Origin of the sequence: Streptomyces misionensis, assembly GCF_900104815.1 — a bacterium.
GTDB classification, from domain to species: domain Bacteria; phylum Actinomycetota; class Actinomycetes; order Streptomycetales; family Streptomycetaceae; genus Streptomyces; species Streptomyces misionensis.
Genome location: NZ_FNTD01000004.1, coordinates 4,556,360 through 4,576,707, shown reverse-complemented (window position 1 = coordinate 4,576,707; position 20,348 = coordinate 4,556,360). Strand labels below are relative to the sequence as shown.

The window sequence follows — 20,348 nt, the reverse complement described above, 5'->3', positions numbered from 1 at the left end:
CCGCATTTCAGAGCTATTTACACGGGACATTTCAGACAAGGGAGCCGGTGCGGCCGGTCAGGCGAGGAACGTCTTCCAGCCGCCGGCGGGCTGCTGGCCGACCCCGAGCGTGCGCAGCTTGTCCAGCACCTCGGGCCTCTGCACGTCGATCCAGTCCACGAACTGCTTGAAGGAGACCAGCCGTACGTCGGCGCCCTTGTCCCGCTCGGCCGCGACGTGCTTGAACGCCTCCTCGACGGAGTCCATGTAGATGCCGCCGTTCCACTGCTCGAAGTGGTTGCCGATGAAGAACGGCGCCCGGTTCGTCTCGTACGCCCGCTGGAAGCCGGCGATGTACGCCTGCGCGGACTGCTTGCGCCAGCCCGGGTAGTTGTAGGCGGGCGCCTTGGTGGAGTTCACGGACTGGTTGGCGAGCATGTTGTAGTCCATGGACAGCACCTCGAAGGAGTGCCCCGGGAACGGCACCTGCTGCAACGGCAGGTCCCAGATCCCCGACCGCTTCACCGGCCACACCTGACGGCCGCCCGGCGAGGAGGCGTCGTAGCGCCAGCCCAGCTCGCGCGCGGTGGGCAGCAGGTTGTCCTGGCCCAGCAGACAGGGGGTGCGGCCGCCGGCCAGCTCCTTGTCGTAGTCGAAGGGGAGCGCGGGCAGGTCGTGCCAGCCGGTGTTGGTCCTCCACTCCTTGACGAAGGACTTGGCCTGGTCGATCTCGCTCTTCCACTGCTGTGGCGTCCACCACTTCACCGAGCCGTGCGTCTCGCCGCAGAAGTGCCCGTTGAAGTGGGTGCCTATCTCGTGGCCCTCCAGCCAGGCCCGGCGGACGTTGGTGAGCGTGGCCTTGATGTGCTCGTCGGTGAGGTAGCCGATGTCGGATGCGCCGCGCGGGTTGTTCGGGGGCAGGTACAACCGCTTCTTCGACTCGGGCAGCAGGTACAGGCCCGAGAGGAAGAAGGTCATGTGCGCGCCGTGCTCCTTGGCGAGGTCCAGGAAGCGCGGGAAGAGGCCGTTGCCGACCTCGCCCGCGCCGTCCCAGGAGAAGACGACGAACTGGGGCGGGGTCTGGCCCGGCTCCAGCGGCTCGGGCTTCGCGGGCTGCCCCGGCTGCTTGCCGGTGAACGCGGTGGAGCCGTCGCCGATCGGCTTGGCCGGCCGCTCCCCGCTGCCCTGCACCTGATGGGAACCGCCCGTGTGATCGCCGCCGTCCGAGGACTTGAGGCTTCCGCAGCCGGTGAGCGTGGCGGCGGCGGCCGCACCCGCGCCGAGGCCGAGCATTCCCCTGCGGGTGAGTGTCCGGGAGACGGTACGCATGAAAGATCCCCGATTCGTCGCGCGTGATGGTGGTCACCCAGACAGAGGGCGCGACGATCGGGGAGGTTCCGTGAACTTGTATGTTTTTCGCAATACTCCCGGCAAAAGCGTTCTAAGTGTCCCTTAACGGATCGTCAGGTAACGGGACGCGGAACCGCGGTTGGCCGTTCGTACCGTGGTCAGGCGCCGAACGCCTTCCCCTGCCCGGCACCCTTGCCCTGCTGCGGCTTGGCGCCGGCGCGCAGATGGGCCGGGACGAGATCGATCGCGGGCTCGCTGTAGCCGACGGACACGATCTTGTCGCCGAGGTAGGTGAACGTCGTCAGGGAGGCGAGGGTGCACTGCCGCTTGCGCGGATCGTGCCACAGCCGCCGCCGCTCGACGTACGACCGCACGATCCACACCGGCAGCTGATGGCTGACCAGCACCGCCTCGTGCCCGCGCGCCTTGTCCTTGGCCGCGTTCAGCGCGCCCATCATCCGCACGACCTGGTCCACGTACGGCTCGCCCCAGGACGGCCGGAACGGGTTGACCAGGTGCTTCCAGTTGCCGGGCCGCTGAAGGGCGCCGTCGCCGACGCCGAAGGTCTTGCCCTGGAACACGTTCTCGGCCTCGATGAGCCGCTCGTCGGTGTCCAGGTCGAGGCCGTGCGCCTTGGCGATCGGGGTGGCCGTCTCCTGCGCCCGCTCCAGCGGGGAGGCGCAGACGTACGTGATGTCGCGCGGCGCCAGGTGCTCGGCGACCCGGTCGGCCATCCGCCGCCCCAGCTCGGACAGGTGGTAGCCGGGCAGCCGCCCGTACAGCACCCCGGTCGGGTTCTCCACCTCGCCGTGCCGCATGAGGTGGACGACGGTGACGTCCTTCTCGCTGTTGCCGACGCTGTCTCCGATGGTCACGCGGTGGCCTCCGCAGCCGCCCGGGCCGCCGCCGGAAGGGCGTCGGCGATCTTCTGCACGGCCCGCTCGTCGTGGGCCGTGGACACGAACCAGGACTCGAAGGCCGACGGCGGCAGGTAGACGCCGTTCGACAGCATCGAGTGGAAGAACGCGGTGAAGCGGTGCGTCTCCTGACGCTTGGCGTCCTCGTAGTCGCGCACCTGACGGTCGGTGAAGAACACCGTGAACATGTTGGACGCGTTCTGCACCCGGTGCGCCACGCCCTCCTTGCTCAGCGCCTCGGTGACCAGGGACCGGATCTGCGCGGAGGTCGCGTTGACGGTGTCGTACGCCGCCTCGTCGAGCAGCCGGAGCTGGGCGAGCCCGGCGGCGGTGGCGACGGGGTTCCCGGACAGTGTGCCGGCCTGGTAGACGGGCCCGGCGGGCGCGAGGTAGGCCATGACGTCGGCCCGTCCGCCGAACGCGGCGGCGGGGAACCCGCCGCCCATCACCTTCCCGAAAGTCATCAGGTCGGGCTTGACCCCGTCGACGCCGTACCAGCCGGCGCGGCTGGTACGGAAGCCGGTCATGACCTCGTCGGAGATGTAGAGGGCGCCGTTCTTGTGGCAGGCGTCCTTGAGGCCCTGGTTGAAGCCGGGGTCCGGCGGCACGACGCCCATGTTGCCGGGCGAGGCCTCGGTGATCACACAGGCGATCTCGCCGGGGTGCCGGTGGAAGGCCTCCTGCACGGCTTCCAGGTCGTTGTACGGCAGCACGATGGTGTCGCCGGCCTGGGCGCCGGTCACACCCGGCGTGTCGGGCAGCGCGAAGGTGGCGACGCCGGAGCCCGCGGCGGCGAGCAGCGCGTCGACGTGCCCGTGGTAGCAGCCGGCGAACTTGATCACCTTGGACCGTCCGGTGAACCCGCGGGCGAGCCGGATGGCGGACATGGTCGCCTCGGTGCCGCTGCTCACCAGCCGGACCTGCTCCACCGGCTCGATCCGGGCGACGATCTCCTCGGCGAGCGCGACCTCGCCCTCGCCGGGCGTGCCGAAGGACGTACCGCGGGTCACGGCCTCCTGGACGGCGGCGATGACCTCGGGGTGCGCGTGCCCGAGGATCATCGGGCCCCAGGAGCACACCAGGTCGACGTACTCCCGTCCGTCGGCGTCGGTGAGGTAGGGACCGTTGCCGGACACCATGAAGCGGGGCGTGCCGCCGACGGCGCCGAAGGCGCGCACCGGGGAGTTCACGCCGCCCGGCGTGACCACCGAGGCACGGTCGAAGAGCGCCTGGGAGGCGGGCGCTTCGTAGGGATAGGGCGTTTCGCTCAGGGCACTCATGTGTGCGGCTTCTCCGACCTCTCGGACTCCGGTTGCGGGGTGACCTCCTCAGGGTAGGCCGCCGGACCGGTGCGGTGGCGGCCCGCCCGCCGTTCCGCGCCGCTCCGGTCCGCCATCTGCGAGACTGAGACCTGACACACACAGCTCCTGCGGGCACGTAAGGATCAGGGACCGGGCAGATCCCCGTGGACTGTTGTTCCACCGCACGTTTCGGCGGGCGGCCGTGGGGGAGGTCACTGACACGATGATCGGGTTGCGCGGCGGGGGCCACGCGTCCTAGAAAAGCAGTCGGGTGGAGATATGCATCGCGGTGGCGGACTGGGCGAGGGGACCGATGACCTGGGTCCTCGACGTGCCCGGCGGGGAAGGCACCGGCGCGAAGCGGAGGACACGACCGAGGCACGTCGCACCCCGGCCGCACCGGCCGAACCGGAGCGGTACGACCGGGGGACCGACCGGTACGACCGACAGCCCGAGCGCACGTATGAACAGCAGCCGGAGCGACCGCTGGACCGGACCCGGGAGACTCCCCCGGACCGGCCTCGGGACTTCCCGCGCGACCTTCCGCACGACCGGGCGGCACGGGACCTTCCCCTGGGACGGGCGCAGGACGCCCCCCTTGGGCGGGCGCAGGACCTTCCGCTGGAGCGGCCGAGGGACCTGCCTCTCGACCGGGCCCGGGACCTTCCGCTGGAGCGGCCGTTGGACCCGGCGCGGGACCGGTCCTTGGACCCGGCGCTGGAGCGACCGCTGGACCCGGCACGGGACCGGTCGTCCGACCTTCCGCGGGACCGGACCCTGGACCTTGACCGGACCTTCGGCACGGACCGCGCGGGGAGCCCGGACCGCCCCTCGGACCCGGCTCCGGGGCGCTCGGGCGGGCGCCGCAGGGACCGCCGGGCCAACCGGGCCGACAGGGCCGAGCGGGCTGATCGTACGGACCAGGCCGACCGCCTCCGGGCGGGGAGCGGGAATGGTGGTCGAGTGGGGGTGACCTACAAGTACTTCGGCGCGCCGGACGGCGCGACGGCGGCCCGCGTCCCCATCTCGATGCGCCCCGAGGAACTCGGCGGCGACGAGCTGGGCATGAACGGCATGTTCACCAAGATCAAGCCGGAGACCATGGCGGCCATGGTCCTGACCGGCATCGAGGGCGTCCCCCTGCACAAGGTCCCGCCCCTCGAACTGGTCGTCCTGCACCCCGACTACGCGGTCGTCAAACTCCCCATGACCGTGGTCGACCCCCTGCGCGGCATCGGCGAGGAGGCCGTCGGCGCCGCCGCCTTCATCTGGTCCACGGTCCCGGACCGGGGCGGCCCACGGGACGCCTTCAACGTGTACCAACTGCTGCACGAGTGGCAGGACTTCTCCCACCGGCTGCATGAGGCGGGGCATCAGGCGTACTGCCTGGTGTGGCCGTGACCTGTGGTTTCACTGGTAGCGGGCGGGGTCTAGGAGTACGGTCTGCACCCGCGGGGCACGACCCCGAGCAGCTTCTCCAGCACGCCGCACGACTATGCACCCTGGACGACGCCCGCTCCGCCGCCAGGACCCTCACCTGGCGAATCCAACGCCTCGCCGCCCGGCAGGCCCCCAGCAACCAAGCACGAGCCGCCCAAACCAGCACGAGTGTTGCAGCCCGGCCCGGTCTGACGGCATCCGCTCGACACCGGTGATTCCGGTGCTGGCCCACGACACATCCCCCATGGGGATACCAGCCGGAAGCGTAGATCCGCGGCAGTGGTCTCTGCCTATGCAGCTTCAGCCTCACCCAGAGGCGAGGACTCACTTCCCCGGAGCGTGGACGCCTCCGTAGCCCATGCCGAGACCTCCGCAAAGTGCTCCGGTTGGACACCCTCTCGGGGGTTGGGCTGGATCAGGAGAGTCGGCAACCCGCGGGCGACACGCTCCGCTGACCAGTCGTGGTCGAGGCTGGTGAAGTCGTCGTCGATCCACACAGCGGGCGCGTCGCCCAGCCAGGCGTCGACGTGGTCGCGCTTCCACAGGTAGCCGTGGGGGTGGCTGGTGGTGATGTCGGGGCGTGGCAAGTCGACGTGCGGCAGTGGCGGGAGGCCGAGAAGGGGGCCGATCAGGGCCGTCGCGTCCTCGCGCCAACTGGTGCACCAGACGGGTGTGAGGAGGCCGGTACGAATCAGCTCCATGAGCGCGGGACCGTGTGCGGGGTTGAGCCAGATGGTGACCGGGTCGTCGGCACTGCGGCCTGTGGGTACGACCTCGTGGCGGGCATGGGTGGCGGGGGCGGTGCCGTCCGCGTCGGGGAAGGGTACGAGGACACCGTCGATGTCGATGAGCAGGTAGGGACGCATCGGTTCCTCCGCGGAAGCCGGGGCAGGTGTCAGAGCTTGCGTGCGGTGATCAGCAGGGTGGCGGGCCAGCGGCCCTTTCGGGGGTCGTGGAAGTCCTCGGCGGAGGCGAGCCACAAGCCCGCGCGGTCGAGGTGTTTCTCCCAGCTGCTGACGTCGAAGTCCCAGCGAGCGACGGGCAGGCGGGAGCCGTCCGGCAGCGTGACGTAGTCGCGGCGGGGTCGGTCGTCGGCAGCGGGGACCCGGCCGCCGCGCCGTGGGTGGGGGACGGAGAAGGCCAGGCTGCAGCCGTGCTTGAGGCGGTTGGCGATGGCGGGGAGCAGGAGTTCGGGGGCGACGAGGCCGATGGCGCCGAAGACGGAGTAGACCCCGTCGAACTGCTCGTCGCCGGCCTGCAGGTAGTGCAGGGCATGGCCGGCGACGAAGGTGAGGTTGTTCAGCCGTCCGTAATGTGAACGGGCTCTGCGGACTTGCAGGCCGACCAGGTCGACGCCGGTGACGTGGGCCGCGTGCCGGGTGGCGAGGCATGCTGCGTTGTGGCCGGGTCCGCAGCCAAGTTCGACCACGCGCTTGCGGCGCAGGTCAGGGCCGAGGATCTCGGCCCCGGGTCCGATGCCTGGCCGTGTAGTCCACTCCATCCGGGCAGGTGGGGCGAGTGGTTCGGCCGGGCCGGCGGCCGTGCGCTGAAGGGCGTGGGCGTACCAGGGGGAGGCTTGCGCGAGCACCTACACCTCCAGGAGCTGGAGGACGTCGGAGAGGTGCCTGCGGACGACCTTGATGTAGGTGGGATCGGTGGCGGGGTCGTTGATCCAGCGGATGGACTGCTCCATGAACCACTCGACGGCCCACATGCGGTGCCAGCCCAGCGCCCACTTCTCCGCGGGCAGGCCGCCCCGCTCGGCGAGTACGTCCGGGGTGCCGCCTTCGGTGACGTAGGACTCCAGGAAGACGCGGAGGCGCACGGGGTCGGGGTCGTCGAGGGTGCCGTGCCAGCTGGCGAGGTCGAGCAGTCCGGGTCCGGTGAAGGCGCGAGCGAAGTCGAGCAGGCGCCAGCCGCGTCGGCCGATGTGGAGGCTGGTGGGGTGGAACTCGGAGTGCACCCAGCCGAACGGGGCCAGGGCGGTTCCCTGCGCGCGGGCGTCGGCGGCCTGGGCGATTTGGTTGAGCGCCTGCTCGATGTCGCCGGTGTCCTGCCACCGGTCGGCCTTGCGGAGCTGGTCGAGGTGGTCCAGGGCGCGGCTGGGCAGGGCCCGTAGCCCTTCCTCGTGCATTACGGGCAGCGCGCCGGCCGTGCGCGTGCGGTGGAGAACTACGGCCGCGGCGGCACCGTCGAGGTCATCCGCTTCTCGGATGGGGGTGCCGAGGTCCTCAAGGAGCATGCCGAGCCAGCCCTCGATCCGGACCGAGTGGTAGACCTTCGGGACGGGGGTGCCGAGGGTGTCGGCCAGTCGTAGGGCCTGGTCCTCGCTGTCGAAGGGCCTCTTGGCGTACTTGAAGATCCGCGTGCTGTTGTCGGGGAAAAGCACCCGTTCGACGCCGGACATCGACCACACCCTCACCTCCTCGCGCTTGGCGGTGGTCTGGTTCGCGACGATGCACAGGTTGGTGAGGAGATCGGTGGTCAGGTTGTCGTCCACAGTGGCTCCATTGCGGTTGTGGTGGCATCCGGGGTGGGCGAGCGGACCTGCCCGCCCCGGAGCCTTGCTGCTGGGTGTTACGCGGCGGGGGTCACGCGGTGGGCGTAGACCTGCTCGATCCAGCCGGTCTTGAAGGCGGCCAGGTCATCGCGGAAGTTGGCCATCGAGGCACCGTAGGGCGCGACGACGCCGCCGGACTGGTCCGGCACGGACTGGCAGCCGTGCACCAGACGTCCGCCGAGGGCGGCGTGGGCCTTGATGGACTCGATGCGGCGGTGCTCGTTGAACCAGCCGCCGTGGTAGACCTCGTCGAGCATCCCGCCCATCTCGTCGTCCAGGTCGAAGACGACCGAGGTGGCGGCGGGGAAGAACCAGCACGGGCCAACGTTGGAGATGTGCCCGTCGAGCTCGACCTTGTTGAGTGCCATGAGCGTGGCCGCCTCGCGCAGCATCCGCAGGTGGTCGGCGGTGATCTGCGGCAGTCCGAGCCCGTCGAGGTGTTCGTCGCGGAACAGGTAGGCGTACACCTCGTAGGCGGTGGACAGCACCCGGGCGGCGTCCGAAGTCGACTCGCCATGGGCCTTGATGAAGTCCAGCGCGAGCTGCTCCACCGCGCTCTCGGTGGTCTCCTGCACGTCCAGGAGCTGGGACTTGACCAGCTCCCAGTCGGCGACGAGCCAGGTGTTGGACTCGAAGCGGAAGAAGTACTCGGCCGGGTCGATCGTGATGCGCCGGCCGCCGACCTGGATGCCCGGCAGGCGGCTCCAGCGCTCGTCGAACGCCTGCGGCAGTTCGACCGTGATGGCCGTGGTGTCGATGGTGGTCACCGTGTCTCCGTCTCTGATCGGCCGGGTTCGGGCACGGGCATGCCTGAACCCGTGAAGTTCGTACGGAACTTCGGGGAGCCGCCCGACCGAAGGGGGAAGCCTGGTAACGGTGTCGGACCGGGGCCGGGCGGCTGATATTCAGTGAACACGCCGTCACGCACAGTGGGTACGGTGTAGGCGAGGCCAAGCGGTATACGCGGTTTACAGTCCCCCAGGACGGAGGAGGTCATGGCGGCGCCCAACAAACCCAATGTCCGTTTACGCGAGGCCATCGACACGATCGGCTGCACGTATGACGCGCTGGCCAAGGACGTGCGCCGGATCGCCGCGGAGAACGGCGAGATCATCCACACCAACAAGTCGGCGATCTCCCACTGGGCCAACGGCACCCGTCAGCCCACCGGACGGACCAGCCGTTACTTGGCGGAGGCCCTCTCCCGCCGGGCCGGCCGCACCGTCACCCTCACCGAGATCGGCCTGCGCGACCCCGAGGTCGCCGTCCCTGACGACCCTGATCCTGTGGTCACGGTCACTGACCTGGGCCGTGCCGACATGGAACGGCGCCGCTTCCTCGCCGTTGCCGCCTTCACGACCGCAGGCGTGGCCATGCCCTTGGCCTACGACCACGAGGCCGCGTCCCGGATGCTCCGCGCACGCACGGGTCGGGCACTGGTGGGAGGGGAAGACGTCGACGTTGTCCGCCAGATCACCGCCACGTTCAGCGCGGCCGACGAACGCCTGGGCGGCGGCCACGGGCTGACCACCGTTTCCGCCTACCTCGCCGACACCGCCGCCCCCATGCTGCGTGCCCGCTTCGCCTCAGAATCCTTACGCCGGGCCGCCTTCGGCGCCGTCGCCGAGCTGGCCTATCTCGCTGGCTGGAAACACCACGACCTCGGCCACGAAGGCGCCGCCCAGCGCTACTACCAGGTCGGCTACCAACTCGCCTGCGAAGCCGATCCGCACGGCCACGCCGCCTGGATGATGCGCGCCCTCGCCCACCAGGCCCTCAGCCTCAAGCAGCCCCACTACTGCGTCGACCTCGTCGAAGGCGCCCTCCGCCGTGGACTCGGCCACGTGGACGGTCAGACCGAGGCACTACTCCACATCACCCACGCCCGCGCCTTCGCCGCAGTCAACGAGAGACCCGCAGCCGCCCGCGCCCTCCTCGCCGCCGAAGACGCCCTGCTCCGCGACGACGGCCCCCAGCCCAGCTTCTCCCTCGTCAGCGGCCCCGCCGCCGGCACCGTCGCCAGCCACACGGCCCGTACACTCACCGATCTCGCCGATCACGTCGGAACCGAGCAACAGCACCGCGACGCGCTCGTCCGCTGGGACCCCGCGAAATACAAGCGCGTCCACGCCCTCACATACGCCGACCTCGGCGACAGCCTCGCCGCCCAGGCCCGCGCCGATGAGGCGGTCGCCGCCTGGACCCAGGCCCTCACGCTGATGGACGGCATGACCTCCGACCGCACCCGCAAGGCGATCACCTCCGTTCGCTCGACCCTGGCGGTCTACCAGCGGCGCAAAGTACCCGGCGCCGCCGAACTCGCCCGCCGCGCCCGAGAGGCGCTCGCCTAACATGCCCACCAACCCGGCCGACGAAGGGACCCCCGTGGCTCAGCCGACAACCGATGACCAGCCCGAGGCGCTCAGGCCCGCCCTGGAATCCATGACCTTGCTGGTCGCCGCCGTCATCGTCCACGACAAGGCCACCGACCGCGTGGTCCTCCTCCAGCGCAGCGACCAGGCCAAATTCGCCAAGGGCAGGTGGGACCTCCCCGTCGGCAAGAGCGAGCCCGGCGAGCCGATCACCGCGACGGCCGTCCGCGAGCTGTACGAAGAGACCGGTCTGACCGTCAAGCCAGAAGCGCTCAAGGTCGCCCACGTCATCCACGGCGCCTGGGGCGTGGAAGCCCCCAACGGCTTCCTCACGGTCGTCTTCGTTGCCCACGAGTGGTCCGGCGAGCCGGAGAATCGTGAACCTCGCAAGCACGCGCAGGTCCGCTGGGTCGACACCGATGCCATCCCCGAGGAGTTCGTGGAGACCACCGCCAGCGCCCTCCACCGCTACCTCAGCGGCGGGCCCCAGGTGTCGCTGGACGGCTGGAACTAACTGAGCGCTGGGGAATCTGAAGCGGACGCGCCAAGCTACGACGCGGGTCGCGCGCGCGGCGTTAGGAAGTGTTACTCCGCGCTTATCCTCCCATTTTGGATGGGGCACCCGCGGTTCAAGTGCCTGCCGTTGTTCCCCCACCCGAACGGCGACGAGCGACAGAGGCCGGCGTTGGGCGCTGTGCGGAGGTATGAGGATTGCGACCACGACCTCGCTCTGCCGGCGCACGCGGAGTGGGCGGAATAGGAGGCGCTGCCGCCGTCGCCGCGAGATCGTTCAACGTGGCATTCACTACCGGCCAGCACATGTCGAGCGTGTCGCGGTTCGGGCTGTGTCCGGTCCGTTTCTCCGCCAGGGGATGAACGAGATTCCTGTAGTGCCGGACAAGCTCCGAGGCGAGTTTGGCATCGTGCTCGATCCATTTGTTCTCGTACGCGAAGTCGACGAAGTCATTCAGCCCCATGTTTCGCAACGGCTTCGGCATGCGCACGCCTGCGGCTCGAACCTGCGCAGCATGCGCGAGCACCCCCTCCAGGAGGCTGCCCAGCATGATGACCGCCGACGTATAGGCTCCGTGCTCGTAGCAGGTGCGTGCCTCGTCCAGCCGCAGTTGCACGGTAGCGGCGAGGTCCGGGTCGCTTACCACCTCCGACACGGCGACCTTCAGCTCCACACGCGGCAACTGCTGCCGTACTTCGTCCCTGAAACCGACTTCGCAGCGGGTAAGGACCGGCTGGCCTCCTTCCTCGCCGATCCGGCGTCCGTCGAGCACAAGTATCTCGTTGAGCCGCTTCAACGTGGCGTGGTACTCCTGCTGCTGGTTGTAGTACTCAAGGCGATTTGCCAGGCGAAGGACGGCTCGCTTGGCGTCGTCCGTACCGTCCTCCTGCCGCTCCCTGAGGAGATCCAAGGTCCACTTGTGCCTCGGAGTGCCGTCGTACTCCGGAACGTCGTCCCAGCCCGCACGCTGGAAGAACGCGGCTATCTCGTACCCCTTCCGGTAAAGCAGCGGCGTCTCGTCCCCGCAGATCAGGTGGGCAATCTCCGTCAGCGTGCTGTCGTCGAAGATCTCGTTCACATCAGGCCCCTTCGAGAGAGACGGACGCATCCTCATCGAGCATCGCGTCGAGTTCATCGGTGGCGAGGTCGGCATCGTCCATCTCGATTGGGACCCAAGTGCTCCCCGAGTCGCCCTGGGCATCCTCGGTGACTCCGGGCCGGATCCCCAAAGCGTCAAGGCGCTTCCACAACGGAGCCAGCGAATCCTCCGGAGACAGGACGAACTCACTGCTGCGTATGCGCCAGAACTGCCAGCCAGCCCGGCGCAGTTCCCGCTCCCGCTCGTAGTCGTCACGGATCTGGTCAGGGGTGGAGTGATACGGGCTGCCGTCGCACTCCACGGCGAGACGGGCAGTCTCTCCAACAACGACGAGGTCGATGCGTTTGCCGCTGACTTTCCACTGGGGAACGACGTGGTAGCCGCGTTCCTTGATCCTGCGGAAGACCCGCTGCTCGAAGAGCGACTCGAACGGCTCGCACTGCTCGTCGGGGGAAACGGCGGAAAGGCTGGGAGATGTGCCCTGAAGTTCCGGCGGCGCCTGCATATAGGTGAGCAAGGAGTGACGCAGGTCCCTGCTGCGCAGCTGGTCCGGTGTGACGGAGGTGAACAGCCACATCTGGTCGCGGGCCCGGCTGGCGGCCACGTTAAAACGCCTTCCGTCACCCTGGCCGGTCAGGGCCCGGGTGTTGTCGGCGTCGACAACCAATGAGAGCAGGATGACATCTCTTTCGTCTCCCTGGAACTGTTCGGCCGTGCCGACACGTATGTTGTGTCGCTCCTGGATCGAGGAGTCGATCCGCATGTCGATGAGATTCTCCAAGAGCCTTGTCTGGTGTCCGGAACGGAGCACAATGACTCCGAAACTCCTTTTTGCGTACGCTTCGTCCTCCGCGAGTTCCTGCAACTTGGCGACGATGCGTTCGGCCTCTGGCCTGTTGACCAGGGTCTCTCGCCGTCCCTCACAGTGACCTTCATGCACATGAACGACTTCGAGGGGCCGCAGCCGGTCCGCTCCGTACTGCCGCAGCGGCACGAGTTCGTTGTCGGGGTAGAACTGGGCGGAGGACCACTTGATGATCTCCGGCATGCACCGGAAGTGCTCGGTGAGCCGGATCGTCTCGCTGAAGCGCGCTGACAGCAGGTCGTAGAGGTTGGACTTGGGGCTGAGCCCGTCGCGCTGCCAGTCGGTGAGATGGGGTAGGAGTGAGTCGAGGAGTTCGTTGAGCCGCTCGTGCTTGCCGCCTGTGTAGAACGGGACACACTGCTTGTCGTCACCCACGACGATGATCCTCGGCGCGAGCCACAGCAACATCAAACCGTCCAGGCCCACCTGGCTCGCCTCGTCCACGATGACGACGTCGAAGGCGTCCGGCTCGGGATCGATCATTTCAGCCACCTGTTTGATCGGCATGACCCATGCCGGGACCGCGGCACGCGCGTCACGCATCGCGGAACGGGCGGCCTTCAGGTGCCGCTTGCCGAGTGCCGTCATTCCCCTGCCCGCGTTCGCCGTGGCCGACGCGTAGGCACTCAGCGCCTGTTTCTGTCCAGCCGTCATCCGGTCTAGGCAGTGGTACAGCGCTCGGTCAGCCGCCAGTTGGGTCACCGTTTTCCGCAATTGCGTCTCAACCGCTTCCAATTCACCTTCCAGCTTGGCTTCCCTGCCAGGTTTCAGCATCGTGTCCTGGAAGGTGCGTGCTTGCCGCCATGCCCAGGCACCATCCAGGTTTACAAGGCGGGTCTCCCACACCGCCTCGGTCGGGGACTCGGCGAAGCGCCGGGCCAGTTCGGGGTGGTCCTCGGACAGTCGGTCCAGCAGTTTGCACGCCTCGCGGCGGTCGGCCTCACGGTGGAACGCCTCGGTCAGCGAGTCGATCGCGGACGAGTACGCCCGTGGATCACGGGCGGTGACAGCACGGTGCACCTCTGCCAGCTCGGCCACTCCGCGGGCATCGGGGCGCGGCAGCTGCTCGGAGATGGACCGCAGCCTCTCCTCTGCCTCACGGGCACGAAGCAGCCGTTCCGCACCGATCGCCGACGTACGGACGTCGTCCCACTGTTGCGTCGTCCGCACCGTGGCCTTGATCCGGGCCTTGAGCAGGACTTCGTGCAGCGTACGCACGGATTGGGTGAACCCGTCCACCGCGCGGAGCGTCGGCACCCTGTCCAGCAGCTCTGACAGAGCCACCTGCGTGGAGCCCTCGGCCTCGGGCGCGTCGACGCTCTTCCAGCGCTCATTCAGCTGCCGAACGCACTGGCGCGCCGCCAGATGAGCCACGAGCGCGGCGATCTCGTCCGGTGTACTGGGCAGCCGCCCATCCACCCGGCAGTCCCGCAGAAGGACTTGGGCCTCCTTCTGGACCGGCCTCGGGGCGAATTTGCGCAGCTTGCCGCCTGCACGCAAGTACTGTTCGAGGTCCTTCCCGGCGGCGATGAGACGTGATTCCTCGGCAAGCGCCAAGTCGGGTACGTCGAGCACGGCGAAGGACATGTGCTGAAGCACGCTTTGCACGCCCTCGGCACGGGCAGACGCCTGTCGCACTCCCTCCCACAGCTGCTGCCGCCGGCCGGCCATTCCGTCTTGCAATGCGCGCGTGGTCCACTCCTCGGGCGGCCAGGCGGCAGGGTCACCCGGCAGTCCCTCGCTCTGCAGCGCGTGTTCCGCCGTGTCCAGCAGACCGACCAGTTTTGCAATCAACTCGTAGCCACAGTCTGCGAGTTCGAGGGCAAGTGTGTCGGACGCCGACGCAGCACAGGCACGTACAGCGGCGTCCAGGGCGTTGACCGCTTCTTCGAACAGCACGGGTGGGACGAAGTCCGCGGGGTCCGGGCAGCGGGCGGCATGCTCGTCCAGTACTCCGGCTCCGTACCGGGACACCAGGCCCAGCAGGCGCTGGGCCTCATCCTGGCTCAGCGAAGGTTCGCGCGGTGCCGAGGCGGACAGAGCGGGCATCCAGTCGTACTTCGGTGCACCGGCAGCGACAGCCTCCACGATCTCCGCAAGCCGCCCTTTGTATCCGGGTGCCACGTCGAGGTGTTCGTACCACTCCGCCTCACGTACGGCGCGCAGTTCGTCACGGAGCCGCGCGCGGGTGTCCGACAGTTCCGAGCGCAGCGACTCATGGCTCTTGATCCTTACGTCGAGACGCTCGGTCGACTGGGTGGCACTGAGCTGGGAGAGCGCGCGCACGGACTGTTCCAGGTCGTTGCTACCGTCCTGGCGCCGGTCGCCCTGGAGGACGCACAGGTTGCGCAGCTCGGGCGGCAGTTGTTGCCGCAGGACCTTCAGAGCCTGGCCCTTCTCACTCGTCACGAGCACCCGCTTGCCGTCCGCCAGCAAGGCGCACACGAGGTTGGCGATGGTGTGCGTCTTTCCCGTGCCCGGCGGTCCTTGAACGACGACGCCGGTATCGGTCTGTAGGCGCCTCAGTACCTCCCGCTGGGCTTCGTTCGACAGCAGTGGAAACAGCGGGTCGGGGCCAAGTGCGGGCGGCACGTCACGGCTCCCTGCCGCCGTACCCCACACCCTGCGGTCCTCCGCTTCCAACTGGTACAGCAACTGGGCCAGGCCCAGCGGAGCGATGGCACCGGGCTGGGCGAGGCGGTTCGCGATGCCGTCGTAGAAATTCACGAGGGCACCCTGGCCCCGCTGGCGGAGAATGATCGCCGGCGCGAACCCGAGCGTGGGCACCGGCAACGCCGGGTCAGCGGGCGGGCGGCCCCAGCCACGGTGGAACGCCACCGCGCGATCGGTGCCGAACGCCCTCTCTGACCAGTCACCGAGCACGTCCTGGCAGTCACGGGACAACGGATGGAACCCTTCCGTATCGACACGGTCCCGCAGCGGGCTCAGCAGACGGGTGCTGTAGCCCGCGTCCGCGTCGAGGAACTCGCTGTCCTCCATTCGCACCGGGTCGCCGGGGGCGAGGGCGACGGTGATGGACATGTTCGTGGGATTCACGGTGAGTATCAGCGGCGCCGTCAGAATGTGCCGGGCGATGCGCGCCGACGGACGTGCGGCTCCGACGGTCAGCAATCCGGCGCCCAGTACCGCCTCGTATTCCTCGCCGTCCTGCTGAATCCTGGTCGCCATTCGGTACAGCTGCTGATGGAGCTCCCTGTAAGGGCGGTCGACGCGCTCTTTCTCGGACCACTTGCGCCACGCGTCGAGCCATCGCGTGTAGGCGCGCAGCACGTCGGGCGCTTCCTCGCGACGGATCTCGGAAACTTCGAACAGGTCTCCGTTCTCGTCCTCCTGCCAACCCTGCCCCGGTCCCGACTCGGCCAGCGGAGGCGCTTCGGGCGACGCGGTGGCGGCTGCTTCGGAATCGACCCATCCCACCAGCACCTCGGGCAGGACAGGAGCTGGGCGAGGCGGGCGGTGTGCCACCTTGAGCAGCGTCCGGTCGCGATCCGGGTTCCGCCGGAGTCTGTCGTCCGGAAGGTCGGAAAGCCAGAGGACCTCCGGGTATTTCTGCCATTCCCGCACCGGCTTGTACGACCCTCGAACGAATTCGCGCATGTATTCGACGAGTTGGCGTGTGCGGTGCACCGCCTCCGGATTGTTCGCACGGAGTGCAGAGTGAAGAGACACCTATCCCCCAGATCATGGCTCGACGGAAAGCCTTCCAGGATGCGGGAGAAAAGCGCTGCCATCAACAGGGACCGGCGAGTAATGACGTGAACAAGCCACATTTCCCGAAGGTTGACTGAAACCCGGCCAACCGTCAGGAGCGAACCCATGTGCGGCGATCACGTGCCGCCGTGTACACCAACTCGACCTTGTCCGGTCCCCAGCCAGTCTTGAGGTGCTTGAACGCCGCGATGTCGCGCTCCTGAAGGACACGCACGTCTCGGAGTGACGGCATGATCCGTAGCTCTGCCACCGCAACGAAGGCGAGCACCGGCTGCGCCTCGACGGGGAAGCCACATGCATGCGTCAGCGCGACCGACGCCCGACGCGCCTCTGCTCGGCTTTTCCGCACGTAGGGGTACGACTGGCCGCCTATTCGAACCGAGTCATCGCCCACCCACACACGTGCCCCGCGATGGCACTTCGTGTTGACACAAAAGACCCCGCCCGGCCCGATCAGGACGTGGTCGATGTCGACATCGCCTGCCAGGGGTATGGAATGCAGTACTCGCCAGCCTCGCGGCACCAGCCTCTCCAGCTCCACTCCCACACGACGCTCGCCGGCCAGTCCGGTACGCCAGCTGTCCACCTCCAGGCGCCTACCGGACAACCTGGCCAACGCCCACCGCCAGAAGCCGGGCGCCAGTTCGTCCACCTTCGTCTGCAGCGCGTGCCCTGGGCGGTTCCCCGCAAGGTCGTCCTTAGAACGCAGTGCCTTGTGCGCTGCAGGCAAAGATGAAGCTGCAAGGTAGGGAGCGAGGGCGTCGAGCACCGCGTCCCGCTGCTCCTCGGCCAGAAGCTCCAGATACCCCGTGCGGCGGTCAAACCATGCGACCTTCTTGCCATCCGGCTGATTCACGTAGAGACGGTCATGGCCGTAACGCTTCCATACGGAGACCTGTAAGCCGCTCACGCGCCCCCCGTTTCGCATCCCATCAAAGGCCAATGACCATGGGACCAGGATCGAAAACAGCGAGCAAGACGGCCTCATGTATGCGCCGATCTGGCGGGCGCTTCTTAGGTTCTGCATCCAGGGCAGAGCACATCCAGGGCACATGAGCTTGGGAAACGGCGTTGACCCATGAGAACTGCCAAGAAGGGTTTCCGCAGGTCAACGCACGCTTCACCGAGAAGCCCCAGGTCAACGCCCCACCACCCCCATTCGCTCCACGAATGGCAGGACTTCTCACACCGGCTGCACGAGGCGGGGCATCAGGCGTACTGCCTGGTCTGGCCGTGAGGCGGGGTTCGGCAGGTCGGGTGGAGCGTCGGGGCCCCGCCCTGGCCGGTGCCGGGAAGGGCCGTCCGGCGGACGCCTTCCGACGCGGCCGGCCGAACGCCAAGTGCCCCTCCAGGACGGACCCGTGACCGACCCGGAAGACCGCGAGCATCGGGCGGCCGTTGTCCGCCTGATGCTCCCTTACCTCAACGGGTGGTTCGCCCCGGGGTTTCGTCTGCTCGGGGTGCTGCCCGGGCCCGGCTCCGTACGCGTCGCGCTCCGTGCCGACGACGGCACCGGGTACCTGTACGGGATCGGCACCGAAGACGTGGCCCCCGGATGGGTTCCGCTGCTGCTGCGCAACGCCCTGGCCCGGCCGGCCGCTGCCACGGGCAACCTCGTCATGGGCATGAACTTCGTCTCCCTGCGGCAGGACGAGGTGATGTGGGACCTGGAGGAACCGGCCGTCGACCAGGTGCTGCGCACGCTACGGGCGCTGAGCGAGCCGGCCGACGAGGAGTCGCCGTTCCTCATCGGGTTCCTGCTCCGCGGCACTTGCCGGCTGCGGCTGTACGTGCGGCGGCAGGAGCGGCCCGGCATCGTCGGCGTGGACCTCCGCCTCGACAACACCGGCCCGGCGGTGCTGGGCTCGGTGATGTCGCTGCTGGAGGAACGGCAGTACCGGCGTCCGGCCGGTGACGACCCGCACTGCGCGTACGCCCTCGACCTGACCGCCTGGGGCGGGGCCGGCGGCTCGTAGCCGGGTCGAACGGGGGCGCCGGGGCGCTCCGCGCGCCCGGGACGGTCAGGCGTCCTCGGTCGGTGTCGCCTCGCCCAGCATGGCCAGCGTCAGGACGTCACCCCCGATGCCCCAGCCGCCGTCGGTGACCTCTTCGACCAGGACCATGGTGTTGGCGCGGGCGCGCTCGCCGTACAGCTCGACGTACAGCTCGGTGGTGCGGGTGACGATCAGCTCCTTCTGCTTCGGGGTGAGGGTCTTCTCGGGAACCTTGAAGTTCGCGAAGGGCATGGCTCGTTCTTCTTTCTCTCGGTGGGGTGTTGCGCGGGTCAGATGATTCCGCCGTTGGCCCGGACGACCTGTCCGTTGACCCAGTGGCCGGCCGGGGAGGCTAGGAAGGCGACCACCTCGGCGATGTCGGCCGTGGTGCCGAGCCGTTCCAGCGGGGCCCGGGCGGCCAGGCGGGCGATGGTCTCCTCGTCCTTGCCGTCCAGGAAGCCGTCCGTGGCCGTGGGCCCGGGGGCGACGGCGTTGGCGGTGACGTCCCGGCCCCGCAGTTCCCGGGCCAGGATCGGGGTCAGCGCCTCGACCGCGCCCTTGCTCGCGGCGTACGCGCCGTAGGTCGGGAACGCCAGTCCGACCACGGACGTGGAGAACGTCACGATCGCCCCGCCGGGGCGCACCCGGCGGGCGGCCTGCCGGACGACGACGAAGGTGCCGCGGATGTTGGTGCGGTGCAGGTCGTCCAGGTCCGCGAGGTCCATCTCGGCGATCGGCGCCATGCGCACCCGTCCGGCCGCGTGCACGACGACGTCGATGCCGCCGAACTCCGCCTCGGCCGCGTCGAACAGGGCCGCGACCGCGTGTTCGTCGGCGACGTCGGCGCGCACCGCGATCGCCCGGCCGCCGCCGGCCTCGGCCTCCCGCACGGCGGCCTCGGCCTCGGCCCGGTTCCCGGCGTAGCCGACCACGAGGCCGTAGCCGTCGGCGGCCAGCCGGCCGACGGTCCCGCGGCCGATGCCGCGCGAGCCGCCGGTGACGATCGCGACCCGGGGCTCGCCGGAGGGCCGGGCCGGGCCGCCGGTCGCGTCGGGGGAGGTGGGGACGGGCATGGCCGGCTCCTGTGGTGGACGGTGATCGGGCCGCGGCCTCGCCGTCGCCCTGCTGCGTTCTCCACGATCGGCCGTTTCCGCGCGCCCAGCCAGGGCTGTGTCTACCCGGGGGATGCCATCCCCTGGTTACGCTCCGGCGCGCGAGTGACCATGGAGGGGTGAACCTTCCAGAGCTCGGCGCCTTCCTCAGGTCCCGCCGCGACCGCATCCGCCCCGCCGACGTCGGTCTCCCGCAGGGCCCGCGCCGTCGTGTCCCCGGGCTGCGCCGCGAGGAAGTCGCCCAGCTGGCAGGGCTGTCGGCCGACTACTACACCGAGTTGGAACGCGGCAGCGCGAAGCACGGAGCGCAGCCCTCGGCGCAGACGCTGGCCGCCCTCGCCCGAGCCCTGCGCCTGAACGGTGACGAGCGCGACCACCTCTTCCACCTGGCCGAACGGCCGGTCCCCCGATCGGCCCACGGACCGTCGGCGCATGTGCAGCCCGCGCTCCTCGGACTGCTGGACCGGCTGTCCAACACCCCCGCGCGCGTCATCACCGACCTGCACGAGACCCTGGTGGAGAACGAGCCGGCCCGGGCCCTGCTCGGCGCGTCCCCGGCACAGCGCGGCCCGGCGGCGAGCTACGTGTACCGCTGGTTCACCGATCCGCGGGCGCGCGAGATCCACCCGCCCGAGGACCACCCCCGCCACTCCCGGGTGTTCGTGGCCGACCTCCGGGCGGCGGCCGCCCGGCGCGGCCGGGACGCGGAGGTCGCGAGGATGGTCGCCGCGTTGCGCCGGCGCAGCCCGGAGTTCGCGGCCCTCTGGGACACCCATGACGTCGCGGTGCGCCGCATGGACCACAAGCGGATCGTCCACCCCCTGCTCGGCGTCATCGAACTCGACTGCCACAACCTGCTCAGCGAGGACGGACGCCAACGGCTGCTGTGGTTCACCGCGCCGCCCGGCAGCCCGGGAGCCGAGCAGCTGGAGCTGCTGTCCGTCATAGGGACCCAGGACCTGGGCCCCAGCGAGAACACGGCACCGCAGGGGCTCGCCGCCCGGGAATCCGGATCGCAGCGCTGACCCGTGCGCCCTCCTGGGGAACGACACCGACCCGCCGTTCGTCTACAGTGCCGTAGACGGTCTACGGGGCTGTAGACGCCCGCGGTCG

At 69.1% G+C, this 20,348-nt stretch carries 17 protein-coding genes and 1 pseudogene; 6 read left to right on the top strand and 12 right to left on the bottom strand.

The genetic code is table 11. From position 1 onward, the window contains the following. Nucleotides 1-57 precede the first annotated feature (57 nt). The 3 genes from BLW85_RS22465 to hemL all read right to left on the bottom strand — a co-directional run bounded on the left by BLW85_RS22465 (nt 58) and on the right by hemL (nt 3,517). A complete protein-coding gene (locus tag BLW85_RS22465) occupies nt 58-1,308 on the bottom strand; it encodes a polysaccharide deacetylase family protein (protein WP_070025292.1) in 1,251 nt (416 codons plus the stop codon). 179 nt (nt 1,309-1,487) lie between these two features. Beyond that, a complete protein-coding gene (locus tag BLW85_RS22460; RefSeq protein ID WP_070025358.1) occupies nt 1,488-2,147 on the bottom strand; it encodes a histidine phosphatase family protein in 660 nt (219 codons plus the stop codon). Between the two features lie 53 nt (nt 2,148-2,200). Next, the gene (gene hemL / locus BLW85_RS22455; protein WP_074996170.1) at nt 2,201-3,517 is read right to left on the bottom strand and encodes a glutamate-1-semialdehyde 2,1-aminomutase; all 1,317 of its coding nucleotides are present in this window, start codon (nt 3,515-3,517) and stop codon (nt 2,201-2,203) included. 993 nt (nt 3,518-4,510) lie between these two features. On the opposite strand from hemL, the gene BLW85_RS22445 reads away from it, so the two are divergent. Beyond that, a complete protein-coding gene (locus BLW85_RS22445) occupies nt 4,511-4,948 on the top strand; it encodes a hypothetical protein (protein ID WP_003992141.1) in 438 nt (145 codons plus the stop codon). Nucleotides 4,949-4,998: 50 nt separating this feature from the next. Further along, nucleotides 4,999-5,202 (top strand): annotated as a pseudogene (locus BLW85_RS40230) (mobilization protein); the annotation flags it as partial. Between the two features lie 75 nt (nt 5,203-5,277). On the opposite strand, the gene BLW85_RS22435 reads toward BLW85_RS40230, so the two are convergent. The 4 genes from BLW85_RS22435 to BLW85_RS22420 form a co-directional block, all read right to left on the bottom strand. Next, nucleotides 5,278-5,853, bottom strand: a complete 576-nt coding sequence (locus BLW85_RS22435) for an HAD domain-containing protein (RefSeq protein ID WP_074992963.1) — start codon at nt 5,851-5,853, stop codon at nt 5,278-5,280. Between the two features lie 29 nt (nt 5,854-5,882). Further along, nucleotides 5,883-6,575 carry a class I SAM-dependent methyltransferase gene (locus tag BLW85_RS22430; RefSeq protein WP_074992962.1) on the bottom strand — a complete coding sequence of 231 codons (693 nt, stop codon included), beginning with the start codon at nt 6,573-6,575 and terminating at the stop codon, nt 5,883-5,885. Then, a complete protein-coding gene (locus BLW85_RS22425; RefSeq protein ID WP_074992961.1) occupies nt 6,576-7,487 on the bottom strand; it encodes a phosphotransferase family protein in 912 nt (303 codons plus the stop codon). A 77-nt stretch (nt 7,488-7,564) separates the two neighbouring features. Continuing rightward, nucleotides 7,565-8,314 carry a hypothetical protein gene (locus tag BLW85_RS22420; protein ID WP_074992960.1) on the bottom strand — a complete coding sequence of 250 codons (750 nt, stop codon included), beginning with the start codon at nt 8,312-8,314 and terminating at the stop codon, nt 7,565-7,567. 228 nt (nt 8,315-8,542) lie between these two features. Here BLW85_RS22420 and BLW85_RS22415 point away from each other — a divergent pair, with 228 nt between their 5' ends. Both BLW85_RS22415 and BLW85_RS22410 read left to right on the top strand, forming a co-directional pair. Further along, the gene (locus BLW85_RS22415) at nt 8,543-9,898 is read left to right on the top strand and encodes an NsdA family TPR-like regulatory protein (RefSeq protein WP_074992959.1); all 1,356 of its coding nucleotides are present in this window, start codon (nt 8,543-8,545) and stop codon (nt 9,896-9,898) included. A 1-nt stretch (nt 9,899) separates the two neighbouring features. Beyond that, the gene (locus BLW85_RS22410; protein ID WP_074992958.1) at nt 9,900-10,433 is read left to right on the top strand and encodes an NUDIX domain-containing protein; all 534 of its coding nucleotides are present in this window, start codon (nt 9,900-9,902) and stop codon (nt 10,431-10,433) included. Nucleotides 10,434-10,548: 115 nt separating this feature from the next. Here the strand turns inward: BLW85_RS22410 and BLW85_RS22405 are convergent, their stop codons facing one another. The 3 genes from BLW85_RS22405 to BLW85_RS22395 all read right to left on the bottom strand — a co-directional run bounded on the left by BLW85_RS22405 (nt 10,549) and on the right by BLW85_RS22395 (nt 17,039). Then, nucleotides 10,549-11,511 carry a hypothetical protein gene (locus BLW85_RS22405; RefSeq protein ID WP_074992957.1) on the bottom strand — a complete coding sequence of 321 codons (963 nt, stop codon included), beginning with the start codon at nt 11,509-11,511 and terminating at the stop codon, nt 10,549-10,551. 1 nt (nt 11,512) lies between these two features. Then, nucleotides 11,513-16,045, bottom strand: a complete 4,533-nt coding sequence (locus tag BLW85_RS22400) for an AAA domain-containing protein (RefSeq protein ID WP_074992956.1) — start codon at nt 16,043-16,045, stop codon at nt 11,513-11,515. Between the two features lie 175 nt (nt 16,046-16,220). Beyond that, on the bottom strand, nt 16,221-17,039 hold the full coding sequence (locus BLW85_RS22395) for a nuclease-related domain-containing protein (protein ID WP_244174903.1): 819 nt from the start codon (nt 17,037-17,039) through the stop codon (nt 16,221-16,223). Nucleotides 17,040-17,490: 451 nt separating this feature from the next. On the opposite strand from BLW85_RS22395, the gene BLW85_RS22390 reads away from it, so the two are divergent. Further along, on the top strand, nt 17,491-18,105 hold the full coding sequence (locus BLW85_RS22390; protein WP_074992955.1) for a hypothetical protein: 615 nt from the start codon (nt 17,491-17,493) through the stop codon (nt 18,103-18,105). Nucleotides 18,106-18,150: 45 nt separating this feature from the next. Here the strand turns inward: BLW85_RS22390 and BLW85_RS22385 are convergent, their stop codons facing one another. Then, nucleotides 18,151-18,375, bottom strand: coding sequence for a tautomerase family protein (locus tag BLW85_RS22385; protein ID WP_070025290.1), 225 nt, complete (start codon nt 18,373-18,375; stop codon nt 18,151-18,153). A 38-nt stretch (nt 18,376-18,413) separates the two neighbouring features. Then, complete coding sequence (locus BLW85_RS22380; RefSeq protein ID WP_070025289.1) at nt 18,414-19,196, bottom strand: SDR family oxidoreductase; 783 nt, start codon at nt 19,194-19,196, stop codon at nt 18,414-18,416. Between the two features lie 158 nt (nt 19,197-19,354). Here BLW85_RS22380 and BLW85_RS22375 point away from each other — a divergent pair, with 158 nt between their 5' ends. Further along, nucleotides 19,355-20,260 carry a helix-turn-helix transcriptional regulator gene (locus BLW85_RS22375; RefSeq protein WP_070025288.1) on the top strand — a complete coding sequence of 302 codons (906 nt, stop codon included), beginning with the start codon at nt 19,355-19,357 and terminating at the stop codon, nt 20,258-20,260. Nucleotides 20,261-20,348 lie beyond the last annotated feature (88 nt).

Bases quoted from the DNA above. Each gene is read 5' to 3' on its own strand.
- BLW85_RS22410 (WP_074992958.1), top strand. From the start codon at position 9,900: ATGCCCACCAACCCGGCCGACGAAGGGACCCCCGTGGCTCAGCCGACA.
- BLW85_RS22380 (WP_070025289.1), bottom strand. From the start codon at position 19,196: ATGCCCGTCCCCACCTCCCCCGACGCGACCGGCGGCCCGGCCCGGCCC.
- BLW85_RS22465 (WP_070025292.1), bottom strand. From the start codon at position 1,308: ATGCGTACCGTCTCCCGGACACTCACCCGCAGGGGAATGCTCGGCCTC.
- BLW85_RS22460 (WP_070025358.1), bottom strand. From the start codon at position 2,147: ATGCGGCACGGCGAGGTGGAGAACCCGACCGGGGTGCTGTACGGGCGG.
- BLW85_RS22415 (WP_074992959.1), top strand. From the start codon at position 8,543: ATGGCGGCGCCCAACAAACCCAATGTCCGTTTACGCGAGGCCATCGAC.
- BLW85_RS22385 (WP_070025290.1), bottom strand. From the start codon at position 18,375: ATGCCCTTCGCGAACTTCAAGGTTCCCGAGAAGACCCTCACCCCGAAG.
- BLW85_RS22435 (WP_074992963.1), bottom strand. From the start codon at position 5,853: ATGCGTCCCTACCTGCTCATCGACATCGACGGTGTCCTCGTACCCTTC.